23 protein-coding genes are annotated in these 23736 nt (G+C 71.1%); 10 read left to right on the top strand and 13 right to left on the bottom strand.

The features are described from left to right. The first annotated feature begins 69 nt into the window (after positions 1–69). The 3 genes from ACBJ32_RS38420 (at position 70) to ACBJ32_RS38410 (ending at position 5406) form a co-directional block, all read left to right on the top strand. The gene (locus ACBJ32_RS38420; RefSeq protein WP_375130908.1) at positions 70–1344 is read left to right on the top strand and encodes a pyridoxal phosphate-dependent aminotransferase; all 1275 of its coding nucleotides are present in this window, start codon (positions 70–72) and stop codon (positions 1342–1344) included. A gap of 153 nt (positions 1345–1497) precedes the next feature. Beyond that, positions 1498–2142 carry a GNAT family N-acetyltransferase gene (locus ACBJ32_RS38415; RefSeq protein WP_375130907.1) on the top strand — a complete coding sequence of 215 codons (645 nt, stop codon included), beginning with the start codon at positions 1498–1500 and terminating at the stop codon, positions 2140–2142. A 258-nt stretch (positions 2143–2400) separates the two neighbouring features. Further along, a complete protein-coding gene (locus tag ACBJ32_RS38410; RefSeq protein ID WP_375130906.1) occupies positions 2401–5406 on the top strand; it encodes a BTAD domain-containing putative transcriptional regulator in 3006 nt (1001 codons plus the stop codon). Positions 5407–5662: 256 nt separating this feature from the next. Here ACBJ32_RS38410 and ACBJ32_RS38405 read toward each other — a convergent pair whose 3' ends face one another. Then, positions 5663–7066 (bottom strand): methyltransferase, encoded by a 1404-nt coding sequence (locus tag ACBJ32_RS38405; protein WP_375130905.1) that lies wholly within the window; start codon positions 7064–7066, stop codon positions 5663–5665. A 152-nt stretch (positions 7067–7218) separates the two neighbouring features. Between ACBJ32_RS38405 and ACBJ32_RS38400 the strand changes: the two genes are divergently transcribed. Further along, on the top strand, positions 7219–7521 hold the full coding sequence (locus ACBJ32_RS38400) for a hypothetical protein (RefSeq protein ID WP_375130904.1): 303 nt from the start codon (positions 7219–7221) through the stop codon (positions 7519–7521). Between the two features lie 7 nt (positions 7522–7528). On the opposite strand, the gene ACBJ32_RS38395 is transcribed toward ACBJ32_RS38400, so the two are convergent. Genes ACBJ32_RS38395 through ACBJ32_RS38385 form a run of 3 tightly spaced genes read right to left on the bottom strand, consistent with a single transcriptional unit; the run spans position 7529 to position 9669 of the window. Further along, entirely contained in the window at positions 7529–8506 is a 978-nt protein-coding gene (locus ACBJ32_RS38395; protein WP_375130903.1) for an NAD(P)-dependent oxidoreductase, read from the bottom strand. A 54-nt stretch (positions 8507–8560) separates the two neighbouring features. Continuing rightward, positions 8561–9157 carry a TetR/AcrR family transcriptional regulator gene (locus ACBJ32_RS38390; RefSeq protein ID WP_357880765.1) on the bottom strand — a complete coding sequence of 199 codons (597 nt, stop codon included), beginning with the start codon at positions 9155–9157 and terminating at the stop codon, positions 8561–8563. After that, complete coding sequence (locus ACBJ32_RS38385; RefSeq protein WP_375130902.1) at positions 9154–9669, bottom strand: GNAT family N-acetyltransferase; 516 nt, start codon at positions 9667–9669, stop codon at positions 9154–9156. Before ACBJ32_RS38385 ends, ACBJ32_RS38390 begins: the two co-directional genes overlap by 4 nt. A gap of 59 nt (positions 9670–9728) precedes the next feature. Here ACBJ32_RS38385 and ACBJ32_RS38380 point away from each other — a divergent pair, with 59 nt between their 5' ends. From ACBJ32_RS38380 to ACBJ32_RS38365, 4 genes are all read left to right on the top strand, one after another. Then, on the top strand, positions 9729–10196 hold the full coding sequence (locus tag ACBJ32_RS38380) for a winged helix-turn-helix transcriptional regulator (protein ID WP_375130901.1): 468 nt from the start codon (positions 9729–9731) through the stop codon (positions 10194–10196). A gap of 38 nt (positions 10197–10234) precedes the next feature. Beyond that, entirely contained in the window at positions 10235–11035 is an 801-nt protein-coding gene (locus ACBJ32_RS38375; RefSeq protein WP_375130900.1) for an SURF1 family protein, read from the top strand. Positions 11036–11045: 10 nt separating this feature from the next. Then, positions 11046–11789 carry a tyrosine-protein phosphatase gene (locus ACBJ32_RS38370; protein ID WP_375130899.1) on the top strand — a complete coding sequence of 248 codons (744 nt, stop codon included), beginning with the start codon at positions 11046–11048 and terminating at the stop codon, positions 11787–11789. 156 nt (positions 11790–11945) lie between these two features. Beyond that, complete coding sequence (locus ACBJ32_RS38365) at positions 11946–13142, top strand: amidohydrolase family protein (RefSeq protein ID WP_357880749.1); 1197 nt, start codon at positions 11946–11948, stop codon at positions 13140–13142. Here the strand turns inward: ACBJ32_RS38365 and ACBJ32_RS38360 are convergent. The 4 genes from ACBJ32_RS38360 to ACBJ32_RS38345 all read right to left on the bottom strand — a co-directional run bounded on the left by ACBJ32_RS38360 (position 13139) and on the right by ACBJ32_RS38345 (position 16651). Continuing rightward, entirely contained in the window at positions 13139–13486 is a 348-nt protein-coding gene (locus tag ACBJ32_RS38360) for a YkvA family protein (protein WP_375130898.1), read from the bottom strand. The genes ACBJ32_RS38365 and ACBJ32_RS38360 overlap by 4 nt on opposite strands. 64 nt (positions 13487–13550) lie before the next feature. Further along, positions 13551–14969 (bottom strand): amidase, encoded by a 1419-nt coding sequence (locus ACBJ32_RS38355; protein ID WP_375130897.1) that lies wholly within the window; start codon positions 14967–14969, stop codon positions 13551–13553. A gap of 5 nt (positions 14970–14974) precedes the next feature. Further along, complete coding sequence (locus tag ACBJ32_RS38350) at positions 14975–15916, bottom strand: LLM class F420-dependent oxidoreductase (RefSeq protein WP_357880740.1); 942 nt, start codon at positions 15914–15916, stop codon at positions 14975–14977. Positions 15917–15982: 66 nt separating this feature from the next. Then, positions 15983–16651, bottom strand: a complete 669-nt coding sequence (locus ACBJ32_RS38345; RefSeq protein WP_357880736.1) for a TetR family transcriptional regulator — start codon at positions 16649–16651, stop codon at positions 15983–15985. Positions 16652–16825: 174 nt separating this feature from the next. Here ACBJ32_RS38345 and ACBJ32_RS38340 point away from each other — a divergent pair, with 174 nt between their 5' ends. After that, on the top strand, positions 16826–17761 hold the full coding sequence (locus ACBJ32_RS38340; protein WP_375130896.1) for a hypothetical protein: 936 nt from the start codon (positions 16826–16828) through the stop codon (positions 17759–17761). Between the two features lie 77 nt (positions 17762–17838). Here the strand turns inward: ACBJ32_RS38340 and ACBJ32_RS38335 are convergent, their stop codons facing one another. From ACBJ32_RS38335 to ACBJ32_RS38315, 5 genes are all read right to left on the bottom strand, one after another. After that, positions 17839–18900: an aspartate-semialdehyde dehydrogenase gene (locus tag ACBJ32_RS38335; protein WP_375130895.1), complete on the bottom strand. Its 1062-nt coding sequence runs from the start codon at positions 18898–18900 to the stop codon at positions 17839–17841. Further along, the gene (locus ACBJ32_RS38330; RefSeq protein WP_253754901.1) at positions 18897–20171 is read right to left on the bottom strand and encodes an aspartate kinase; all 1275 of its coding nucleotides are present in this window, start codon (positions 20169–20171) and stop codon (positions 18897–18899) included. Before ACBJ32_RS38330 ends, ACBJ32_RS38335 begins: the two co-directional genes overlap by 4 nt. Positions 20172–20255: 84 nt before the next feature. Next, a complete protein-coding gene (locus tag ACBJ32_RS38325) occupies positions 20256–20786 on the bottom strand; it encodes a DUF5063 domain-containing protein (RefSeq protein WP_185111399.1) in 531 nt (176 codons plus the stop codon). Next, positions 20779–21378, bottom strand: a complete 600-nt coding sequence (recR, locus tag ACBJ32_RS38320; RefSeq protein ID WP_357880723.1) for a recombination mediator RecR — start codon at positions 21376–21378, stop codon at positions 20779–20781. Before recR ends, ACBJ32_RS38325 begins: the two co-directional genes overlap by 8 nt. 2 nt (positions 21379–21380) lie before the next feature. Then, complete coding sequence (locus ACBJ32_RS38315) at positions 21381–21731, bottom strand: YbaB/EbfC family nucleoid-associated protein (RefSeq protein WP_139629532.1); 351 nt, start codon at positions 21729–21731, stop codon at positions 21381–21383. A gap of 429 nt (positions 21732–22160) precedes the next feature. On the opposite strand from ACBJ32_RS38315, the gene ACBJ32_RS38310 reads away from it, so the two are divergent. Then, on the top strand, positions 22161–23588 hold the full coding sequence (locus ACBJ32_RS38310) for a GAF domain-containing protein (RefSeq protein ID WP_375130894.1): 1428 nt from the start codon (positions 22161–22163) through the stop codon (positions 23586–23588). Positions 23589–23736 lie beyond the last annotated feature (148 nt).

The raw sequence follows: 23736 nt of genomic DNA, 5'->3' as shown, positions 1-23736 counted from the left end.
TATGCCTACCCACAAAAAGCCTCGCTTGTGCTGATGCCTTCATCCAACCACCCTGGGAACGTGACAAACATGACCGTTACCTTGTCCGCCACTCTGGCGGCGAATGAGGACATCGAACGAAGACGACGCGCCGGGGAACGTGTGCTGCACCTGGCCTTCGGTGAGGCCGGTCTGCCCGTCCACCCGGCGCTGCGCGACAGGCTGGCCGCCGCCTCCGAGTGCAACGGCTACGGGCCGGTCGCGGGGGCGTCCGGGCTCCGGGCCGCGGCGGCGGGCTACTGGACACGACGGGGGCTCGTCACCGACCCCGAGCTGGTCGTCAGCGGACCGGGCAGCAAGTCACTGCTGTACGGCCTGCTGCTGGCGATCGGCGGAGACATCGTCCTGCCCATGCCCAGCTGGGTCAGCTACGCCGCGCAGGCCGATCTGGTCGGCTCCCGCCCCCTCCTGGTGCCCGCACCACCAGGAGAAGGCGGCGTTCCCGATCCTGACCTGGTGACGGCCGAGGTCGTCCGGGCCAGAGCGCAGGGCAGGACGGTCAGCTCGATCCTGGTGACGCTGCCCGACAACCCGACGGGACGGCTGGCCCCGCCCGCCACCGTCGCCCGCCTCGTGCGGGTGGCCAGGGAGCTCGACCTGACGATCATCTCCGACGAGATCTACCGGGACCTCGTGCACGACCCGGCCCTGCCGTACACCTCGCCGGCCGATCTGGCGCCCGAGCGCACGATCATCACCACCGGGCTGAGCAAGAGCCTGGCGCTGGGCGGCTGGCGGATCGGCGTGGCCAGGCTCCCGGAGAACGGTCACCTGCTGCGTACCCGCCTGCTCGCCGTGGCCAGCGAGATCTGGTCGGCGCCCGCGGCGCCCGTGCAGGAGGCCGCCGCCTACGCCTTCGGCGACCCGTCCGAGCTGACCGAGCGCATCGCCCGCAGCCGCCGGCTGCACGGCCTGGTCGCGCGGGCGGTGTACGAGAGGTTCGTCGAGGCCGGGGCGGACGTCCCGGAGCCCCAGGGCGGCTTCTACCTCTATCCCGACCTCGCTCACCTGAGGCTCGGCGGCTCCGCCGAGATCACCAAGCTCCTGCTGGAGGAGCACGGCATCGGCGTCCTGCCGGGGCACGCCTTCGGCGACGACCCCTCGGCCGCCCGGGTGCGCGTCGCGGTGAGCCTGCTCTACGGCGACTCCGCGCAGGAGCGCCTGGCCGCCCTGAACAGCCCGGATCCGCTCCGGCTGCCGTGGATCGCCGACAATCTCGACTTCCTCTCGGAGGGTCTGCGAGAGCTGTCGTCGAGCCGCCGCGGCGCGCTGCCGAAGCCACGTCCCGCCCTGTGCGGCGGCTAGGGTCACGGTTAGGCGAATCTTTCCCCAAGAGCGGGTTTACCATCCCCCAAAAGGGGCCTTTGACCTGCGGAAACTCCGCCGGGAGAAAACCGGCGGAAAGTTGGTTCGCACGGCCTGGTTACGTGCACGTCAGGCAACCCCCATCATGTGCTCATGCCCGCTCTTGTCACCTTGTCCGGGCGCCTCGTGCGCCTGGAGCCTCTCAGCCTCGCGGCGGTCGATGACCTGGTCGCCGCGGCGAGTGAAGACCGCTCCACCTACACCTTCACTCGCGTCCCGAACGGCCGGGACGAGGTGGTCTCCTACGTGAAGGCCGCCATGGCTGAGCAGGCGGAGGGCCGCACGTTGCCCTTCGCCATCCGGTGGCTGAACACCGACCGCGTGGTCGGTGCCACCCGTCTCATGAACCTGGAGTACTGGCAGGGCCCCATGCCCTGGCCTCCGGGTACACGCGGTGCGGTGGGTGACGTTCCGTCCGTGGCCGACATCGGTTACACCTGGCTGGGCGCCGGCGCCCAGGGCACGGGTGTCAACCGGGAGAGCAAGTTCCTCCTGCTGTCGCACGCCTTCGAGACGTGGAACGTCCACCGCATCACCTTGAAGGCAGACGTACGCAACACCAGATCCCGGGCCGCCATCGAGGCGCTCGGCGCACACTTCGACGGGGTGCGGCGAGCGGATAGCCGAGGCGCCGACAACACGGTCCGAGATACCGCGTTCTACTCGATCCTGAACTCCGAATGGCCGCTCGTACGCGAGCGGCTGCTCATGAGGCTCGGACTGGTCGAGGCAGCCTGAAAACCGTTCACCGACGGCCCCGCCCGACATTGGAGGGCGGGGCCGGTATTTTTTCCCGCCTGCACGGCCTCTACATGACACACGCCCCCGCGGTGCGTATCACGTGTGGCTCCGGCCACCAGCATCCGGGGACGGGCTCAAAACCCTATTAACGGCGGATCAACGCGCAGATGAACGATCTGCCTGGATCTAGGGGACGAGCAGTGATGGATCTATCATTTGGTAACAAATCGTTCCATTGGCTTGGAGACAGACGGCATGGCTGGTCAGAGCGTTGAGAGCGGGCTGCGGTTCGCCGTGCTCGGTCCTGTCCGCGCGTGGCGTGATGGCCAGGAACTCGACCTGGGCACCCCGCTGCAGCGCTCCATCCTCGGCATGCTGCTCCTGCGGGAAGGCCACGCGGTCACCCCCAACGAGATGATCGACGCGGTGTGGGGCGAGGAGGCCCCGCCGCGGGCCCTGGGCGCGCTGCGCACGTACGTCTCCAGGCTGCGCACCGTGCTCGAACCCGACAGGCCCGCCCGCTCCCGCCCCGAGCTGCTCACCTCGATCGGCCGCGGCTACGCGCTGCGCCTGCCGGAGGACTCCCTCGACCTGACCCGCTTCGAGCGCGGCATCCAGCAGGCCGAGGCCGCCCGCAAGGCCGGCAAGCCGGCCGAGTGCGCGCGCACCCTGCGGGCCGCGCTGGCGTTGTTCGAGGGCGAGCCGCTGGCCGGCACCGTCGGCCCCTACTCCGAGCACCAGCGCGACCGCCTGGTCGAGCGGCGCATCAGCGTCGTCGAGACGCTCATGGACGTCGACCTGGAGCTCGGCAACCACGCCAAGATCGTGTCCGAGCTGATCGCGCTCACCGCCGACCACCCGCTGCGCGAGCGGCTGCGCGCCCAGCTCATGCTGGCCCTGTACCGCTGCGGCCGGCAGGGCGACGCGCTCAACGTCTTCACCGAGACCCGCGAGGCGCTCATCGACGAGCTGGGCATCGAGCCCGGCCCCGAGCTGTCCGCGCTGCACCAGCGCATCCTCGCCGCCGACCCGACGCTCGCCGCCGCGGAAGTGCCCTACGAGGAGGAGCCCGCGGGCGAGGAGGAGCAGCAGCCGGCGCTGGAGCTGCCGCGCCCGGCCCAGCTCCCGGCCGCCGTCAGCGACTTCACCGGCCGCAAGGAGATCGCGGTACGCCTGCGCACGCTCCTGTCGGCCCAGCCGGCGGCCGAGGGCGTGCCCATCGCCGCGATCTCCGGCATCGGCGGCGTCGGCAAGACCACCCTGGCCGTGCACGTGGCGCATCTGGTGGACGACGTCTTCCCCGACGGCCAGCTCTACACCGACCTGCGCGGCTACACCGACCAGGCCCTCGCGCCCGAGTCGGCGCTGGGCGGCTTCCTGCGCGCTCTCGGCGTGCCGCCCGACGTCATCCCGGACGCCCCGGCGGAGCGCTCCGCGCTCTACCGCTCCATCCTGGCCGAGCGCCGCATCCTCGTGCTGCTGGACAACGCCCGCGACGCCGAGCAGGTCAGCCCGCTGCTGCCGGGCACGCCCGGGTGCGCCGCCATCGTCACCAGCCGGGTCAAGCTGGCCGACCTGCCGTCGGCCAAGCTCGTGGACCTCGACGTGATGGAGCCGGACGAGGCGCTGTCGCTGTTCTCCTCCGTCGCCGGCGCCGAGCGGGTCGCCGCCGAGCACGGCGCGGCCATGGACGTGGTGGCCGCGTGCGGGTTCCTGCCGCTGGCGGTGCGGATCGTGGCCTCCCGGCTCGCCGCCCGGCCCTCCTGGACGGTCGCCTCGCTGGTGCCCAGGCTGGCCGACGAGCAGCGCCGCCTCGACGAGCTGCGCGTAGGCAACCTGGCCGTGGAGGCCACGTTCGCGCTCGGGTACGGGCAGCTCACCCCCACCCAGGCCCGCGCCTTCCGCCTGCTGTCGCTGCCCAACGGGCCGGACATCTCCGTCGGGGCCGCCTCGGCCGTGCTGTCGATGAGCGCGTTCGAGGCCGAGGAGGTGCTGGAGTCGCTGGTGGACGCCAGCCTGCTGGAGGCGCCCGCGCCCGGCCGCTACCGCTTCCACGACCTGCTCAAGCTGTTCGCCCGCCGGGCGCTGGACAGGGGCGAGCGGCCCCAGGCCCGTACGATGGCGCTGCGCCGGCTGCTCGGCTTCTACCTGGCCTCGGCCCAGTCGGCGCACACCCTGGCCTACGAGGGCAGCATGATCCCCGCCAACCTCGTGGTCGTCGGCAGCGGGCTCACCTTCACGAGCGTGGACGAGGCCGTGGCCTGGCTGATCTCCGAGGGCGACTCGCTGTTCGCGGCCATCGACCAGGCCGCCGCGACGGCCCGTACCGCCGAGCAGTTGCTGCCCGCCGCGGACCTGCTGGTGGCGATGGAGCCGCTGCTGGAGGCGGGCACCCACACGCGCGAGTTCGACCACAGCACCAGGGCCGTGCTGGCCACCTCGCAGCGCAACGCCGACCAGGGCAGCGAGCTGCGTGCCCGTTACGTGCTGGGCCGGGTGCTGTTCGCCGACAACCGGCTCAAGGACGCCGAGCAGCACTTCAGGGTCGTGCACGAGCTGTCGCGCGCCCGCCAGGAGAAGATCGTCACCGGCGAGGTGCTGAACGCCCTGGCCGTCGTCGTCGGCCGCCAGCGCCGCCACACCGAGGCGCTGTCGCTGTTCGAGGCCGCCATGCGGTGGTACCGCGAGAACGGCGTGCCGGCCGGCGAGGCGCTGGTCCTCAGCTACTCGGCCCGCGACCACCTGGGCCTGGGGCGCGCCGAGGACGCGATCGCGGCGGCGGAGAAGGGCCTGGCCATCTTCACCGAGATCGGCAGCGGCGCCGGCACCGCCCGCGCCCGCTACCATCTCGGCATCGTCCTGAGCAGGGTGGGCCGCCTCACCGAGGCCGTGCACCACCACGCCGAGTGCCTGGCGTTCTTCCGCGCCAGCAAGCAGCGCGTCTGGGAGCAGCGGGTGTGCTCCCGGCTGGCCGAGACGTTCATCGCCGCCGAGCGGTATCCCGACGCGGTCCGCCACGCCGAGCAGGCGCTCGTGGTCGCCCGCGAGATCGGCCACCCGTACGGCGAGGCGCTCTCGCTCACCGTGCTGGGCAAGGCGCTGCGCGGTCTCGGCAGCACGACGAGAAGCCTGGACTGTCTACGGCAGGCCTTCGACATCTTCTCCAGGCTCGGCGCTCCCGAGGCCGGGGATCTCAAGGTCCTGCTCGACAGCCTCTCCACTCCCGAACCCGCCGGCGATGGGCCCGTCGTCGAGTCCTGAGTACAGCTCGTCGTCCAGACGTGTCATCCACACATGGTTGATCAAGGCTGTCCCTAGGAAATCGGATGTGTTCAGCCCGGCCGGCCATCCTGCCGTCACGCGTCGCTAGGGGGCCCGGTTGTCCGGATGCTCCGCGCAACGGCTAGCCGCCTCACTCCGGACGACCGGCCGGACCTGACACGGCCCTCGAACCCCCCAGGTCCGTGTCCAGGCCCCCAGCATCCAACACCGGGGTTGACGTCCGATCAACACCGAATCAAAGGAGGAAGTAACCCTCCGCGATCAAGGGCCTGACCGCGTCGGAGTCGGGGATCTCGCCGTCTCCGACCAGCTCGGCGATCACGTTGAGCAGCGGCCCGAGCGCCAGCTCGCCGTCGCACACGCCGGCCAGCGCGGCCTCCACCGTGCCGACCTCCCTGCTGCGCCGCAGCCCCTGCGTCTGGCGCAGGACGATGCGGATCGGGTCCTCCGCGCCCGGCAGGCCGATGCGCTCGTCGAGCAGCCCGTCGGCGGTGCGCAACAGCGCGGCGTCCAGCCCCTGCGCCCGGTGCGCGGCGGCGATGGCGTCGATCACGGAGTCGACGTAGTCGCCGACCGGCAGCGCGACCTGGTGGGCCAGGTGCTCGACGCGCACGACCGGGTCGAGCGTGCCGGAGTTGCGCATCGTGATCCAGCCGAACCCGATGCCCTCGATCCGCCGCTCGTCGAACCAGCCCAGCCACCGGTCGTAGTGCTCGGTGTACGCGCTCGTGCCCTGCTCGGCCGCGTCCTTGAGCCACAGCTCGACGTACTCGGCCGGGTCCTGCACGTCGCGCTGCACCACCCAGGCGTCGCAGCCGGTCTCGCCCAGCCAGCCGCCGACCCGGTCGTGCCAGTCCTCGCCCTCGACGTGCAGCCAGTTGGCCAGGAAGTGGGCCTGGCCGCCGGGGTTGAGGTGGCGGGGCGTGCGGCGGACGAGGTCGCGGCAGAAGTCGTCGCCCTCGCGGCCCGACTCCCGGTAGGTCAGCTTGCCCGCGCGGGCCGGGGCGATGACGAACGGCGGGTTGCTCACGACCAGGTCGAACAGCTCCCCCTCGACCGGCTCGAACATCGAGCCCACGCGCGCGTTCACCTCGCCCACCCCGGACAGCTCCCAGCTCAGCCGGGCCAGCTCCAGGGCGCGCGGGTTGAGGTCGGTGGCCACGATCCGCTCGGCCCGCCCCGCCAGGTGCAGCACCTGCACCCCGCACCCGGTGCCCAGGTCGAGCGCGCGCCCCACCGGGCGGCGGGTGACGAGCTGGGCCAGGTTGGCCGAGGCGCCGCCGGCCCCCACCACGTGGTCGGGCCGCAGCGCGGGGTCGCCGGGCCGCACCTTCCTGTCGGAGACCAGGTAGCCACCGGTCTCCCACGGCTGGAGGTGCACGGTGGCGGAGACCTGGTCGCCGTCGGCCTCGACCAGCCCCGATTCGAGCACCTCCGGCGGCACGGACTTGGCCGGGACGGGGACGCCGAGCCACCACAGCCTGATCAGCGTGCCCAGCGGGTCGCCGCCGGCGGTCGCGCGCAGGGCCGGCACCAGCTCCTCGCGGGCCAGCGCCGAGGCCGCCATGCTGCCCAGGCGTTCGCGTACGCCGTCGATCGTGTATCCGGTGTCGAGGAGGTGATGGCGCAGTCGTTCCACAGGAGCATCCTTTCACCGCCGGCTCACGAGCATGATCTGATACCGACAGTGCTCATACTGTTACTTAAACACCCAAGCATTCTGCAAGCGACGGACAAGTGACGCGCGGTATCTCTATGCGTACCGAAACATCGTCCCGAGGAGCGGACCTCATGCTGATCCCCTGCTTGGCCTGCGAGTCCCGATTCAGGCCGGACGAGTACTTCAGCGCCTGCTCCGACTACAACCGCGGCCTGGACCTGGTCTCGTGGACGTGCCCGCACTGCGGCAACCGTGATGATCTCCGGGTGCTGCCGGGTGAGCTGGGGTTCGGTTATCCGCATCGGGGCAGGTTCGACGTGCACGACAGGGTGCGCGTGCCCGGGTTGCGCAGGCAGCGTGGTGACCTGCGGCTGGACATCTCGCTCGACCGCGCGAGCTGGCACGTTCCCACGCGTCTGCGCCAGCTGGCCTGATCCGCCGCTACGCCCTCCACGCGGGCACGTACGCGTGCGCGGGCCGCTCCCCGCGCAGCAGCCGCGCGATGTCCTCCACCAGCGTCTCCGCCAGCTCCTCCCGGCTCTCCCCGGTGGCCTCGGCGAGCCGGGGCGTGAGCACCACGTTCGGCAGCCGGGTCAGGGGATGGGCCCGGTCGAGCCACTCGCCCTCGAAGTGGTCGAGCCCGGCGCCGCCCACCTGGCCCTCGCGCAGCGCGTCGACCAGCGCCCGCAGGTCGTGCAGCGCTCCGCGCGAGGTGTTGAGGTAGATCGACCCCGGCCGCATCGCGCCGAACTCGGTGTAGCCGAACAATCCCCGCGTCTCCTCGGTGAGCGGCACGTGCAGGGAGACCACGTCGGCCTCGGCGAGCAGCCCGGACAGCGTGTGGGTGGCCTCGGCCACGAACGGGTCGCAGACGATCACCTTCATGCCCAGGCCCTCGCACCGCCAGCGCAGGGCCCTGCCGACCCGGCCCAGGCCGACGATGCCGAACGTGCGCCCGGTCAGCCTTCGGCCGCGGTGGCGCTGCGCCGGAGGCACCCTGCTCTGATGGACGGGAGCGTGGTAGACACGCCCCCTGCGCACCTCGCGGTCGGCGCTGACGATGTTCCTGCTCACCGCGAACAGCAGCGCGAGCGTCAGCTCGGCCACCGCCTCGGAGTCGCGCTCGGGGGCGTGCAGGACGGTCACCCCGCGCTCGGCCGCCAGCCTCAGATCCACGCTCGCCGGCGGGCCCATGCTGGCCACGACGTCCAGGTGCAGGCCGAGCACCGACGTGCGCACCTGGTCGCCGTCGGTGATGAGCACGGTCGCGCCGGTCTCGATGACCAGGTCGGCCAGCTGCTCGTCGGTGAAGCCGAGGCTCGGTCGTGCGGGAACCTCGGTCAGCTCGGCGATCTCACCCAGGCGGGCGAGCGCGCGCTCCGGCAAGGTGGGCAGCACCAGCGCCCGAGGTCGTCTCACATTTGGACAATAACACCACAGACGGTGCTCAGATCATCGCTCCCCGCGCAGGGTTCATTCCGCCCGCTGGCGCAGGCTCTGCCAGGCCGCCTCGCCCAGCCCCTTGATCTCCTCCTCCGTCGGCGTGTGCGCCCCCGCGAACCACAACCGGCACATCTCCTGCGCAGGGCCGAGCCACAACACGTAACACATGGTCGCGTGGACGGGCTGGAGCCGGCCGTTCTTCATGTGCGGCCGCCACCAGTCGGAGACCTGGCGGAAGAACGCGCGCCGCGCCTCCGCCACCTCCGCGCCGCCCGGCTCGTGCTTGCGCGGCGGACGCTCGCTGATGAGCAGCCTGGCCCGCTCGGGGTGCTCGCCCGCCCACCGCATGTGGAAGGCCACGATGGCCTCGATGCCGGCGCGGGCGTCCTCGTGGCGGACCAGCTCGGCGAGGAAGTTGGCCTGGTAGGAGTCGAGGATCTCGCCGTACAGCACGCCGAAGACGTGCTCCTTGCTGGCGAAGTGGTGGTAGAAGCTGCCGACGCTGACGCCGCTTTCCTCACGGAGGCTGGCCAGGGTGGTGGCGGAGACGCCGTCCTGGCTGAAACGGCGGAGGGCGCCCTCGATGATGCGTGTGCGGCCGTCGCGTCCGTTCTTGACACTCTTCACGCTGTCAATGGTGTGGCACCAGAACCTTGTTCCGCAAATAGGCCAGCCTGATCGATCATAGCGGTTACCTCGACCGAGCCGGAAGCCACCGTCATCGTGGCGTCCGGCCAGAGCCGCCGGACGAGCCTGAGCACGCGCCGGTTCTCGCCCAGGACGTCCATGCCCACGGTCCTGGCACCGCGCACGGAGGCCCGCAGCAGCAGCGTGTCCACCAGCCTCGGCCCCAGGCCGCGGCCCTGCCACTCGTCCGCCACGACCACGGCGATCTCCACGTCGGCGCAGTCGCCCTTGAAGCTCATGGCGTGGCCGACGATCTCACCGCACTCCGTGGTCGCCACGAGCGCGTCGCGGCGTTCGTCCACCGACAGCAGTACCCGGACGAGGCCGGCGGCGGGTTTGGAGACGCCGGTGAAGAACCGGAGCGTCTGCGTGTGCAGCGACAGGCCGGCCAGGAAGCGTCTGATCCGCTCCTCGTCGTCTGGACGGGCCGGGCGGATCTGAGTTCCCTGCATAGACCCAGCCTGCTCCTCGACGGCTGAGTCTGTCAACTGAACTCAGGTATAATGCAAAAATGAACGTTCCCTTCCGGGTGAACAACTGCTCGATCGAGCGCACCCTGGACATCGTCGGGGAGAAGTGGACCTTCCTGGTGCTGCGCGAGGCGTTCAGCGGCGTGCGGAGGTTCGCCGACATGCAGGCGATCACCGGCGCCCCCCGCCAGGTGCTCAGCGCGCGCCTGGCCCGGCTGGTCGACGAGGGCCTGCTGCGCAAGGAGCCGTACCGCGAGCCGGGGCAGCGGCAGCGCGACGAGTACCGGCTCACCGAGAAGGGCCGCGACCTCTATCCCCTGCTGGTCGCGCTCATGCACTGGGGCGACAAGCACCTGACGGGCGACGAGGGCCCGCCGGTGATCCTCACCCACCGCGACTGCGGCGCCCCCATCGAGCTGCGCTTCCGCTGCGCGGACGGCCACGAGGTGGGCGGGCCGCGCGAGGTCACGCCCGTTCCCGGGGAAGGTGCCGACGTCCGGAGCGCCTGAGTGCGGGACCACCGGTGGCGGTGCCTAACCTGGAAGGCGTGTACCGGTTCCTGCTGACGCCCAGATGGCTCGCGCTCCACGTGGTGGTGCTCCTGGTCATCCCCGCCTTCGTGTTCCTCGGGCGCTGGCAGTTCGGGCGGTTTGAGGAGCGGTCGGCCAACAGCGAGCGGGTGACCGCCAACATCGAGGCCGCACCCGTGCCGCTGGAGCGGCTCGCGAGCGCGGGCCGACCGGTCGAGGAGGGCGACCGGTTCCGGCGCGTCACGGTCGCCGGGACGTACGACGCGGCCCACGAGCTCGTCGTCCGCCGCCGCCCCCAGGAGGGACGCAACGGCTACTACGTGCTGACCCCCCTGGTCACCGGCGGCGGCACGGGCGTGCTCGTCAACCGGGGCTGGGTGCCCGCCGGCGCCACCGCCGACGCCGCGCCCGAGGTGCCCGCCGCGCCCACCGGGCAGGTAACTGTAACGGGGCGGCTACGCCCCAGCGAGACCGAGGAGAACAGCGGCATCACCGACCGCCCCGGCCTGCCTGCCGGCCAGGTGCTCCTCATCGACGCCGGCAAGATCGGGCAGGGCCTGCCCTACCGCCTCGTGGGCGGCTACGTCGAGCTGACCGAGCAGCAGCCCAAGCCCGCTTCGGCGCCCGCGCCGGTGCCCGAGCCCGACGTCGGCGCGGGAGGCGGGCTCAACCTGGCGTACGGCGTGCAGTGGTGGCTGTTCATCGGCATCGCGGTCGGCGGCTGGATACTGCTGATCCGGCGCGAGCTCGCGGAGCGGAAAACGCAGGAGGCCAAGGAGACCGCTGGGGTCCCGGAGGCGAAGACACCCGCCAATTAGTCTGTTAAGGGTGATCCGCCACATCGAGTTCACCAATCTCTGCAACTTCCGCGACGTAGGCGGCTATGCCGCCGGCAACGGGCGCACCGTCAGATGGCAGCGGCTCTACCGGGCCGACTCACTGGGCTGGCTGACCGGAGCCGACCTGACGGCCTTCCGGGCGCTGCGCGTGCGCAGCGTCATCGACCTGCGCCACCCGTACGAGGTCGAGAGGGCCGGACGGGTCCCCGAGTCCGAGGGCCAGCACTACCAGAACCTGCCCATCGAAGGGCGCCGCTGGGACACCGGCGCCTACAGCGAGGAGCTGGGCGTCGCCCGCTACCTCGCCGACCGCTACCTGGAGGTCACCGAGGACGGCGTCGAGAACCTCAGGACCGCCCTGGAGACCATCGCGCGGGCCGACAACGCGCCCGTGGTCGTGCACTGCGCGGCAGGCAAGGACCGTACGGGAGTGCTCACCGCGCTCGTCCTGTCGCTGGCGGGGGTGAGCGAGGACGACATCGTGGCGGACTACGCGCTCACCGGCCTGGCCACCGAGCGCTTCGTCGCCGACTGGACGAGGCGGCACCCCGACGCGCCCCTGTGGCCGGGGTTCGGGCTCGCGCCCGCCGAGGCCATGCGGCTCTTCCTCACCGACCTCACGGCCCGGCACGGCTCCGTCGAGGGCTACGTCAGGGAGGTGCTCGGGCTCTCCCCCGCGGCAATCTCCGAACTCCGCGGGCATTTGCTGACTGAACAGGCACCGCCGGGGTAGTGGGCGTGCGGACCCGTCCCTGCGCGAGGCGGGTTCGCCACTCCCGGGATCGCCAGCCATCCCCCTCCCGGCGGTCCCGGGTCAAAACCCCCTCGGATACCCAACGGATACGTCGCAGCTTGTTCGACGTTATCCCGCCGTCGTACGGTTACCTGCGTGACTACGCCGCTGCTCCCCGACCCTGACCCCAGGCGGCGCGACTATGTGATCATCTCTGCCGACGATCACCTGATCGAGCCTCCCGACCTGTTCGAAGGCCGCCTGCCGGAGAAATACGCCGAGGCCGCGCCGAAGGTAGTCGAGACGGAGGCGGGTCACCAGGTCTGGCGCTACAACGGCGCGACCTACCCGTGCGCCGGCATCGACGTGGGCGCGGGGCTGCCTCGCGAGCAGCGCACGCTCGACCCCGTCAGGTTCGAGCACATGCGCCCCGGCTGCCACGACATCGAGGCCCGCGTCCAGGACATGGACGTCGCCGGCATCTGGGCCGCGCTCTGCTTCCCCGGCATGCTCGCCGGGCAGGCCGGCATGCCGTTCGCCAGGACCCGCGACCAGGAGCTCGGCCTGGCCCTGGTCAAGGCGTGGAACGACTGGCACATCGACGTCTGGGCGGGCACCTACCCCGAGCGCATCATCGGCCTGCAGCTGCCGTGGCTGCCCGACCCCGACGTGGCGGCCAAGGAGATCCGCGCCAACGCCGCCAGGGGCTTCAAGGCCGTCGTCTTCCCCGAGTTCCCGACCCGGCTGCGGCTGCCCTCGATCCACACCGGCCACTGGGATCCGTTCTTCGCCGCCTGCGAGGAGACCGGCACCGTGGTCTGCCTGCACACCGGCGACTCCTCCTGGTCGCCCGTGCCGTCGCCCGACACGCCCATCGAGGCCATCACCACGCTGATGCCGACCAGCGCCATGTTCGCCTGCGCCGACTGGCTCTGGTCCGGTGTGCCGCTGCGCTTCCCCTCGCTGCGCATCCTCATCGTCGAGGGCGGCGTGGGCTGGCTGCCGATGCTGGCCGAGCGCGCCGACTACGCCCTCGACCACCCGGTCGCCGGCGAGGCGTCGTGGGAGGGGGGCATCAAGCCGAGCGAGGTGCTGCGCCGCAACTTCTTCTTCGGCACCCTCGACGACCACGCCCTGTCCGGGGTGCGGCTCGCGGTCGGCCTCGACCACGTGCTCCAGGAGAGCGGCTACCCGCACTCCGACTCGACCTGGCCCGACACGCAGAAGTCGGTGGCCCGCAACCTCGGCACGCTGCCCCCCGCCGACATCGCCAGGGTCGCCTACGGCAACGCCGCCCGGCTCTTCGGGCACCCGCTGCCCTCCCGGGCCTGGCTGCGGATGGAGGAGATCTAACCCTCTTCCAGCCTGGCCTGGATCACGTGGCGCTCGTGCTCGACGTACCGCCCGCTCTCGCCGAGCAGCGAGGCCATCAGCCACAGGAAGACGCCGAAGTCGTCGGCGACGCCGATCAGCATGAGGAAGTCGGGCACGACGTCGAGCGGCGAGATGAGGTAGACCACGCCGAGGCCGAGCATGGCCAGCTTGCCCTTGCCCATGCCGGCGTACTCGCCGCGCATCACCGCGCCGGCCATCCGCGGGATCGCCCTGAGCCTGGTCGTCAGTTTGGGCGACCCGGGCTTGGTCACCTCGCGGTAGGTCCGCCATGCCGCCGCTGCCCGTGCTGCCTTCGCCATCATGTCGATCCCCCTACCCCCGGCTTTTCACGACATAACGCGTCGCCGGGGGTAGGAGTTCCCTACGTCACGGCATGGCAAGGTGCTCGAACGGCCTGACCTGCTCGATCTGTGCCGCCACCCGTACCAGGAGATCCTCCCGGCCGGCCGCGGCCACGAGCTGCACGCCCACCGGAAGGCCCGCCGCGGTCCTGTGCAGCGGCAGCGACACGGCGGGCTGACCCGTCGCGTTGACCGGCGAGGTGAAGCTCACCGCGTGCGCGGTGCGGCCGAAGGCGATGCTGAGGTCGTCGGGCGGGATCCAGCCCAGCGGGAACGGCGCCACCCCCAGCGACGGCATCAGCAGCAGGTCGTGGCCCTCGTCCCACCAGGCGGCCATGCGGCGGCGGAAACCGTCCACCCACTGCAGGGACCTGATGTGGTCGGGGGCGCTGCGCCCGCGCCCCGCCCGCACCATGGCGGCGTTGCGCGGCTCCAGCTCCTCCAGCTCCACGGGCTTGCCGCGCAGCTCGCTCAGCGCCGCGACGTGCGCGGCCAGGTTGTCGGCCACGATCGCGCCGAAGTGAAGGGGGAAGTCGGCCTCGGCCAGCGCGCGCGGGCCGCCGGGGGCGACGTCGTGGCCGAGCGACTCCAGCAGCGCGGCGGCCCCGGTGACGGCCTCGGTCAGCTCGGGCGTCTCCGGCACGTCGCCCCTGGGATGCGTGGTCAGGAACCCGATCCGCAGCCTGCCGGGATCCCGGCCCGCCTCGCCGGCGAGCCTGCCGGGCAGGGGCGGCGCGCCGTACGGGTCGCCGGAGCGCATGCCCTCGACGGCGTCGAGCGCCGCGGCCGTGTCACGCACGCTCCTGGTGACGAACCCCGGGCACGAGAACCCGCTCCACCCCTCGCCCATCGCCGGCCCCAGGCTCACGCGCCCGCGCGTCGGCTTGAGCCCCACCAGGCCGCACAGGGACGCCGGGATGCGGATCGACCCGCCGCCGTCGCTCGCGGTGGCCAGCGCGACCATCCCGGCCGCCACCGCCGCCGCCGAGCCGCCGCTGGATCCGCCCGCCGAGTACGCCGGGTCGTACGGGTTGCGCGTCGGCCCGAACGCCACCGGCTCCGTGCTGATCGTGCTGCCGAACTCGGGCGTGTTCGTCCGCCCGAGCAGCACGAACCCGGCCTCGCGCAGCCGTACGACGCCGTACCCGTCAGCGGCGTCCACCAGCCCGTCGCGGACGGCGGAGCCCGCGCTGTACGGCTCCCCGGCCTCCCGCCAGCCCAGGTCCTTGAGCAGGATCGGCACCCCGCGGAAGGGCGCGTCCGCCGGGATCGCGTCGATCTCGGTCAGCGCGCGCTCGAAGCGGCGGTGGATGACGGCGTTCAGCTCCCCGTCGGCGGCCTCGATGCGGGCGATCGCGGCCTCGGCCAGCTCCCTGGCCGACACCTGGCCGTTCCTGACCGCCCCGGCCTGGCCGACGGCGTCCATCCTCAGCACCTCGTGCATGGCCGTCACCTCTCCGGAGCGAGCTCGCGTACCGCCTGGTCGATGGGGACGTCTCCGCCCGGGATGGGGGCGAGGACCGGGGTGTCGAGCCCGTTGGCCATGTACTCCTTGATCCGGGCCCGGCAGGTGGCGGCGTCGCCGTGCACGATCAGCGCGTCCACCACCTCGTCGGGGATGGCCTTGAGCGCGGCCTGCCGGTCGCCGGCCGCCCAGGCCTCGTGCATGGGGCGCAGCACCTCGCCGCGGCCCAGCCAGTCGTGGAAGGCCGCGTACACCGGGACGGTCAGGTAGCTGGCCAGCATCCACCGGGCGGTCTCGCGGACGCGCTCGGTGTCGGTGTCCACGCAGACGAACAGGCGGGCGATCAGCTCGGTGTCCGGGCCGATCTCGGCGCGCACCTTGCGCACGTCGTCGGGCGAGAGCCAGTTCGTGATGGCCCCGTCGGCCTCCGCCGCGGCCAGGCGCAACATCCTGGGACGCAGCGCCGCCAGCACGATCTTCGGCGGCGTCTTCGGCGCGCGCTCCAGCTTGAAGCCCTTGATCTCGAAGGTCTCGTACGCCTGCGAGACCTTCTCCCCCGCCAGCGCCTGCTTCAGGAAGCGCAGCGTGTCGCGGGTGCGCGCGTACGGCTTGTCGAACGTGCCCGCGTTCCACCGCTCGACGATCGCCGGCGAGGAGGCCCCGATGCCCAGCACGAACCGTCCGGGCGCCAGGTCCGCCAGCGTGGCCGCCGACATGGCCAGCAGCCCCGGGCCGCGCGTCGAGACGGGCACGATGGCGCTGCCCAGCCTGGCCTGCGGCGCCCACTGCGTGGCCAGGGCCAGCGGCACGAACCCGTCCACCCCGTTCACCTCGGCCGACCACAGGTCGGTGTAACCGAGCCCGGGCAGCTCGGCGATGAGGTCCTGCGACTTGGCCAGCGAGCGGTCGTAGAAGGGAATGGTCATGCCCCAGTTCATGCACGGCCTCCAGATCGTCGGGATACGACCCTACCAACCGACCGGTATGTTCCCCTAGGCCCGCAGCTCGTGAACCGCCGCGATGAAGTCCTTCGTGATCCCCCGCAGCCCCGGCAGGTGCGACAACCCGACGAGCCGGTCCACCAGCGGCACCGTAACCTCGATCAGCCGGTACGTACGCGCGCACCCCGGCGAGGTGTCGTGCACCCAGAACAGCACCATGCCCATGGACAGCAACCACAGCAGCTCGGGCAGCTCCTCACGCAACTCGGCGTTCATCCGGTCGCGCGACCCCTCCACGACCTCCCGGTAGATGGCGATGGACGCCTCGCGGGCGGGTGACGACTGCTTGCTGAACGGGCTCAGCGGGTTGGTCGGCTCGGCCGCGTGCTTGAAGAACTTCACGGCGAACTCGTGGTACGGCTCGGACACGCGCACCCATTCGCGCAGCACCCCGCTCAGCCGGCCCGCGAACGACTCCTCCGTGGCCAGGAACTCCCGGCAGGCCGCCTCGTGCTCTTCCTGGGCGCGGTCGTAGTACGCCTGGATCAGCGCCTCTTTGCTGTCGAAGTAGTAGTAGGCGTTGCCCACCGACACCCCCGCCTCGGCGGCGATGGCCCGCATCGTGGTCGCGTCGAAGCCGCGCTCCCTGAACAGTCGCAAGGCCGTCTCGACGATGACCTCTCGGGTGCTCTCCGATCCTCGGTTTCGGGCTTCGGACACGTTCGTCACTTTACGTCGTCGAGCGACGTTAGGTCATGGAGCCGCACGGTGATCACCGCCACAAGGCAAAGTCGTCCCCGCGGCACGAGTTATCTCCTGTGAAAGGTGGGATTGTCGTTTCAGGCGGAAGGGCTATTTCCGCGAAAAGGCATCGACATGTGGATACGTGGAACAGTGCGGCTGACCATCGTCGCGCTCCTCGGCATTGAGATCACCATAATCGCGCTGGCCTCGGCCGCCTCCGCCGCCACCCACCCCGAAGGGTCACCGGCGCGGAGCGGCCTGTACGAGGGCCTGCCCGTGCACGGGCCCGTACCGTCCGCGGCCGAGATCCTCTCGGACGCGTACGACATGGGGCCGCACCCGTGGGCGTACGACGAGCCCATGCTCTCGGACATGCGCGACTGGCCGGAGATGGACGCCCAGTGGCCGCTGGACGCCGCCGATCAGGCCCAGGTGTCCGTCGCGGATCAGGACGAGGTGGTCCGCGGGCGCGGGGCCGGCGACGCCGCCGCCTCGAAGGCCGAGCGGGCCGAGCGGGCCGAGCGGGCCGGGCAGGCCAGGCGGTCCGGAAGGTCCGGGGCGCGGGAAGCGGCCACGAAGGCGCTGAAGAGCCCCGTACGCACCGGGGTGGCCCGGATGCCGCAGGCACGCCCGCACGCCGCTCTCAAGCGCGCTCAGGTCGATCTGACGCGGGCCCTGCCGAGGAAGGCCGCCATGCGGATGTCCCACGCGACCGCGAACGGGTGGCTGAGGAGCGCGGGGCTGCGCACGCAGTCCACCGGCAACTGCACCAGCAAGCACATGCACCACTGCACGTCGCTGGATCGGGTGCGGACCGGGACGATCGCCAAGGCCATCAAGCTGAAACAGAGAAGCGGCTGCCCGATCATGGTGACCGGCGGCACCGAGCGGGGCCACGCGCCCGGCCACTTCAGCCACGGGAACGGCTACAAGCTCGACATCTCCCACAACGCCTGCATCGACCGGCACATCATGAAAAATCATGAAAGGGCCGGGGTACGCAGCGACGGGGCCAGGATCTACAAGTCGAAGTCGGGCACGACGTTCTTCGACGAGGGCGACCACTGGGACATCCTGTTCAGGTGACAGGGCCACGGCGCGCACCCATGAAAAAAGGTGTGACGCCGCGCAGGACGCACGACGCCACACCCTTCGGCTGAGGATCAGAACTCGGCAGCCACCAGTTCGGCGATCTCCGCCGCGTTGAGCGCCGCCCCCTTGCGCAGGTTGTCACCGCACACGAACAGGTCGAGCGTGTTCGGGAAGTCGATCGCCTGGCGGACGCGGCCCACGTACGTCGGGTCGTTGCCCACCACGTCGAGAGGCGTCGGCCAGATCCCGTTCTCGGGGTCGTCCATGAGGACCACCGTCGGAGCCGCCTCCAGGATGCGGTGCGCGTCGGCGACCGTGATCTCACGCGCGAAGCGCGCGTGCACGGCCAGCGAGTGCGTCGTGACCACCGGCACGCGGACGCAGGTCGCGGAGACCTTCAGGTCGGGAATGCCGAGGATCTTGCGGGACTCGTTGCGGAGCTTGAGCTCCTCCGAGGCCCAGCCGTCGCCCTTGTTGGACCCGGCCCACGGCACCACGTTGAACGCGATGGGCGCGGGGAACGGCGACTCCTCGGGCAGCTTGTTGGCCAGCACCTTGCGCACGTCACCGGCGCTCTGACCGACCGTACGGTCACCGGCCAGCGCCTCGATCTCGTCGTACAGCCGCGCGGACCCCGCCACCCCGGCGCCGGAGACCGCCTGGTAGGAGGCGACGACCAGCTCGGTGAGCGTGAACTCGGCGTGCAGCGCCCCCATGGCCGCCATCATCGACAGCGTCGTGCAGTTGGGGGTCGAGATGATGCCCCGCGGCCTGTCGCGCGCGTCGAGCGGGTTGACCTCGGGCACGACCAGCGGGACGTCCGGCTCCATGCGGAACGTGCCGGACTTGTCGACGACGACCGCGCCGCGGGCGGCCGCGATCGGCACCCACTCGGCCGACACCTCGTCGGGCACGTCGAAGATGGCGATGTCGATGCCGTCGAACACCTCGGGCGCCAGGGCCTGCACGACGACGTCCTCGCCGCGCACCCGCAGCACCTTGCCCGCCGAGCGCGCGGAGGCGACGAGACGGATCTCGCCCCAGATGTCCTCACGCGAGGACACGATGTCGCGCATGACGGTGCCCACGGCGCCGGTCGCGCCGATCAGGGCCAGACTGGGCCTCTTGCTCATCGTCCTGAACCTCCGTACACCACGGCTTCGACCTGGTCGGCGTCGAGATCGAAGGCGCGGTGCGCGGCCGCCACGGCCGCGTCGACGCCGTCCTGCTCGACGATCACTGAGATGCGGATCTCCGAGGTGGAGATCATCTCGATGTTGACCCCCGCGTCGGCGAGGGCCGCGAAGAACGTCGCCGTGACGCCGGGGTGCGAGCGCATGCCCGCGCCGATCAGCGACACCTTCCCGATCTGGTCGTCGAACAGCAGCGACTCGAAACCGATCCGGGGCTGGATCTTCTTCAGCGACGTCAGCGCCGTCTGGCTGTCGGCCGTGGGCAGCGTGAACGAGATGTCCGTGCGACCCGTGGCGGCGGCCGAGACGTTCTGCACGATCATGTCAATGTTGATCTCGGCGTCGGCCAGCGTTTTGAAGATCGTGGCAGCCTCGCCGACCTTGTCGGGCACCCCGACAACAGTGATCTTGGCCTCGCTCCGGTCGTGCGCGACGCCGGAGATGATCGGCTGCTCCATCTCGGTTCCTTCGGTGTAAGGGTCGGAGACGACCCACGTGCCTTCCTTGGTGCTGAACGAGCTGCGTACGTGGATCGGCAGGTCGAACCGTCGAGCGTATTCGACGCAGCGCAGATGCAGGATCTTCGCCCCGCACGCGGCCATCTCCATCATCTCGTCGTAGGAGATCCTGGGGATCTGCTGCGCCGCGGGCACGATACGCGGGTCGGCGGTGAAGATGCCGTCGACGTCGGTGTAGATCTCACAGACGTCGGCGTTGAGCGCCGCCGCCAGTGCCACGGCCGTGGTGTCGGAGCCACCCCGGCCGAGCGTGGTGATGTCCTTGGTGTCCTGCGAGACACCCTGGAACCCGGCCACGATCGCGATGTGGCCCTGGTCGATCGCCTCCTGGATGCGGCTGGGCGTCACGTCGATGATGCGCGCCTTGCCGTGCGTGGAGTCGGTGATCACACCTGCCTGCGAGCCGGTGAACGAGCGGGCCTCGTGGCCGAGGTTGGCGATCGCCATCGCCAGCAGGGCCATCGAGATGCGCTCGCCCGACGTCAGCAGCATGTCGAGCTCGCGGCCCGGGGGCAGCGGGGACACCTGCTCGGCCAGGTCGAGCAGCTCGTCGGTCGTGTCGCCCATGGCGGAGACGATCACGACCACGTCGTTGCCGGCTTTTTTCGTCGCGACGATCCGCTGCGCGACCCGCTTGATGCAGGACGCGTCGGCGACGGACGAACCACCGTACTTTTGCACAACGAGCGCCACGAGAGTCTCCCGGTTAGGACTGTGAGCTGCCAGTCTACTGGGGGCCTCTCATGCGCCTGTTGGTTCGTACCACTATGTGGATGATCAGACTGTCGTGGCCTCCTCGGCCACGTCGAGCCTGGAGTGCGCCGCCAGGGCCTGCAGCGCGCGCATCGCGGCGCCCGCGTGGTTGCCCCAGGTGTTGAAGTAGGAGTACTGCCACCACCACAGGGCCTCGTGCGGACGCCCCGCGTGGTAGTGGCGCAGCCCGTGGATGAGGTCGGCGGCCACCGCGGTCAGGTCGTCGGACAGCCGGTACGGCGTGACGCTGGTGTCCTTGTACGGGTCGAACACCTCGGCGTAGTCGTCCACCGCCTCCAGCCGCTCCGCCAGGGCCGTGCGGACCCCGTCGATGTCCGGGTCCTCGCTCATCGGCGGCTCGTAGTTGCCCGCGAGGATGACGTCGCGGTTGGCGCCGAGCTTGGCGCCCGCCAGGCTCATCTGGGCGACCTCCACCAGCAGGATCGACCAGATGGCGTCACCGCCCTCGCCGCCCGCCATCCTGGTCAGGCCGTCCACGTAGTTCTGCGCGTGCCCGGAGATCTCTTCCGCCAGGGCGCTCCACTGGTCAGACATCCAGCAGCCTCCGTCCTTCGAACGCGCGGCCCAAGGTGACCTCATCCGCGTACTCGAGATCACCGCCCACAGGCAGACCGCTGGCCAGTCGTGTCACTTTGATGCCCATCGGCTTGACCAGACGGGCGAGGTAGGTAGCCGTCGCCTCACCCTCGAGGTTGGGGTCGGTGGCGAGGATGAGCTCGGTGACGCGGCCGTCGGCCAGCCGCGTCATGAGCTCCCGGATGCGCAGGTCGTCGGGGCCGATGCCGTCGATCGGGCTGATCGCGCCGCCGAGCACGTGATAGGTGCCGCGGAACTCGCGCGTCTTCTCGATCGCCACGACGTCCTTCGACTCCTCGACCACGCAGATGACGTGCGTGTCGCGGCGGGTGTCGCGGCAGATGCGGCACTCTTCCTCCGCGGCCACGTTTCCGCAGACCCGGCAGAAGCGGACCTTCTCCTTGACCTCCAGCAACGCGTGCGCCAGCCGCTTGACGTCGGCCGGATCTGCCGCCAGCAGGTGGAAGGCGATCCGCTGCGCGCTCTTGGGACCGACGCCGGGCAGCAGGCCCAGCTCGTCGATCAGGTTCTGGACGACCCCCTCGTACATGCCTAGAACCCTGGCAACTGTCCGAGGCCGCCGCCACCCAGCCCCTGGGCGAGCGGACCGAGCTTCTCCTGCTGCAGGTCGGCTGCCGCGCGCACGGCGTCGCGGACTGCCGCGATCACCAGGTCGGCGATCGTGTCCGCGGTGTCCTGCGCGTCGCCCGCGTCGATCACGCTCGGGTCGATCTTGAGTTCGAGCAGCTCGCCCGACCCGTTGACGACGGCCGTGACCAGGCCGCCGCCCGATGAGCCCTCGATCTGCGCGTCGTTGAGCTCCTGCTGGGCGCTCACAAGCTGCTGCTGCATGAGCTGTGCCTGCTCCAGCAGCTGCTGCAGGTTGACATCCCCTGGGTTCACCGTCGTGCGCTCCTCGTGGCTCCGCGTTCTTGACTGCCACGAGCCTACGGTGTTTGAGCGAAGTCATGTACTGGCAGGTTCCCCCGTTTCGCACCCGACCTCCGTACGGGCCATCCGGCTCGCGCCCCATGTGCCGCGTGTGACGCCCGTTCCCCCGTTCGGAACCGTCGCCCCGACCTGGCCCTCGTTCCCCCGATGCGGGCCGGCGTCGGCGTGTTTTGGCCGGGTCTCGGCCCCCCTCCAGCGTCCGAGACCCGGCCATCACGCCGGCGGAGCGGCCGCACCACGCCGACGCGTTGGGCAAGGACGTTACGCAGAGGAACGTTGCACACACGTTGCGTTCATTCAATCACCCTCCGCAATCCCCCTGAACGGGTTGCGCTGAGCGGGCGCAGGACGGATGCTCTTATTGACTACTTGGAGTGACCGATGAGTTACGCCCATCTCGACACGTACTCCCGCCTTCTACGCGGAGCACACGAAGCCGTGGCGACAGGTGGGGCCTGGCCGGAGTCGCCCCGCCATCTGATCAAGGCGTCCTGGCGCCGTTCGCTGGACGCGGGGATCGACCTGGAAGGCAAGAGCGCCCCGCTTGTCTACGACCCCGCCTCCATGGGGGACATCCGTAGAACCCACCCCCTTCAGCCCCTGTTGCCCCTGCTCGCCCGCACCCTGTCCGGATTGGCCGATGAGACCGGCCACATCATGATCGTTACGGACAGCGACGGCCGGGTGTTGTGGCGGGAAGGCAACCACTCCGTCATGCGCCGCGCCGACGGGATCGGCCTGGCCGACGGCCACCAGTGGGGCGAGCACGACGTCGGCACCAACGGCATCGGCACCGCCCTGGCCACCGGCCGGCCCGTGCACGTGTACTCGGAGGAGCACCTGATGCGGGTGCTGCACGTCTGGTCGTGCAGCGCCGCTCCGATCACCGACCCCGACTCGGGGCGCGTCATCGGCTGCGTCGACGTCAGCGGCACCGCCCGCAGCCTGCACCCGGCCACCGTCGCCCTGGTGGCCGCCACGGCCAAGCTCGCCGAGACGCAGCTCGCCCTGCGCATGCACGAGCGTGACGAGCGGCTGCGCCGCCGGTTCGAGTCGCTGCGCGGCCGCCCCGGCATCCTGCTGTCGGCCACCGGCCGTGTCATCTCCGGCGACCCAGGCGGCGACCTCGGCGAGCGCGTCCGCCTCGGCAAACAGGCCGGCCGGCGCCTCGTGCTCAGGGACGGCACCGCCGCCCTCCTCGAACCCTTCGCCGAAGGCTTCCTCCTGCGTCCCAGCCCGACGGCCGCCCCACCGGCGCTGACCCTGTCGCTCCTCGGCGAAGGCACGCCCACCGCCTCGTACGGCGACGACGACCGCCCCCTGTCGCTGCGCCACGCCGAGCTCCTGGCCCTGCTGGCCCTCCACCCGCACGGGCTGACGGCCGAGCAGCTCTCCTTCCACCTGTACGGCGACGACGGCAACCCGGTGACCATCAGGGCCGAGATCCACCGGCTGCGCGGGCAGCTCGGGGAGGCCATCGCCGCCAAGCCGTACCGGCTGGTCTGCCCCGTCGAGGCGGATTTCATGAAGGTGCGCCGGCTGCTGTCGTCCGACGATCCCGCGGCGCTGGCGCGCGCCTACCCCGGGCCGTTGCTGCCCCGCTCGGAGTCGCCCGAGATCCGGCGGGAGCGGGACGAGCTGGAGGCCCAGGTGCGGGCCTTCCTGTTGCGGCGCGGAGGGCCTGACGAGCTGTGGGCCTACGCGCAGACGTGCAACGGCCGCAACGACTACGAGGTCCTGGAGCGCCTGGCCGCTCTCCCGCCGACGGACCTCCGCTCCGTCGCCGCCCGCTCCCGCCTCCTGTCCTGACCCCGGCCGCCTTCCCGGGCGGACGGGGCCCCGGCGCGGCCTGCGCCGTCGCGCCGCGAGCACGTCATGCCACCGCCGTCGGCGGCCCCGGCACCTCACGCCGCCGACCAGCGGCCCAGGACGAAGCACACCTCACGCCGCCGGCCAG

Source organism: Nonomuraea sp. GTA35, assembly GCF_041950525.1.
Classification (GTDB): Bacteria; Actinomycetota; Actinomycetes; order Streptosporangiales; family Streptosporangiaceae; genus Nonomuraea.
This window is presented reverse-complemented; position numbering and strand designations above follow the sequence as displayed.

What these genes read in the sequence shown, in the direction of transcription:
- ACBJ32_RS38415 (WP_375130907.1), top strand. Translation starts at nt 1,498, where the DNA reads ATGCCCGCTCTTGTCACCTTGTCCGGGCGCCTCGTGCGCCTGGAGCCT.
- ACBJ32_RS38335 (WP_375130895.1), bottom strand. Translation starts at nt 18,900, where the DNA reads ATGAGCAAGAGGCCCAGTCTGGCCCTGATCGGCGCGACCGGCGCCGTG.
- ACBJ32_RS38380 (WP_375130901.1), top strand. Translation starts at nt 9,729, where the DNA reads ATGAACGTTCCCTTCCGGGTGAACAACTGCTCGATCGAGCGCACCCTG.
- ACBJ32_RS38355 (WP_375130897.1), bottom strand. Translation starts at nt 14,969, where the DNA reads ATGCACGAGGTGCTGAGGATGGACGCCGTCGGCCAGGCCGGGGCGGTC.
- ACBJ32_RS38400 (WP_375130904.1), top strand. Translation starts at nt 7,219, where the DNA reads ATGCTGATCCCCTGCTTGGCCTGCGAGTCCCGATTCAGGCCGGACGAG.
- ACBJ32_RS38360 (WP_375130898.1), bottom strand. Translation starts at nt 13,486, where the DNA reads ATGATGGCGAAGGCAGCACGGGCAGCGGCGGCATGGCGGACCTACCGC.
- recR (WP_357880723.1), bottom strand. Translation starts at nt 21,378, where the DNA reads ATGTACGAGGGGGTCGTCCAGAACCTGATCGACGAGCTGGGCCTGCTG.
- ACBJ32_RS38325 (WP_185111399.1), bottom strand. Translation starts at nt 20,786, where the DNA reads ATGTCTGACCAGTGGAGCGCCCTGGCGGAAGAGATCTCCGGGCACGCG.
- ACBJ32_RS38350 (WP_357880740.1), bottom strand. Translation starts at nt 15,916, where the DNA reads ATGACCATTCCCTTCTACGACCGCTCGCTGGCCAAGTCGCAGGACCTC.
- ACBJ32_RS38310 (WP_375130894.1), top strand. Translation starts at nt 22,161, where the DNA reads ATGAGTTACGCCCATCTCGACACGTACTCCCGCCTTCTACGCGGAGCA.
- ACBJ32_RS38385 (WP_375130902.1), bottom strand. Translation starts at nt 9,669, where the DNA reads ATGCAGGGAACTCAGATCCGCCCGGCCCGTCCAGACGACGAGGAGCGG.
- ACBJ32_RS38420 (WP_375130908.1), top strand. Translation starts at nt 70, where the DNA reads ATGACCGTTACCTTGTCCGCCACTCTGGCGGCGAATGAGGACATCGAA.
- ACBJ32_RS38410 (WP_375130906.1), top strand. Translation starts at nt 2,401, where the DNA reads ATGGCTGGTCAGAGCGTTGAGAGCGGGCTGCGGTTCGCCGTGCTCGGT.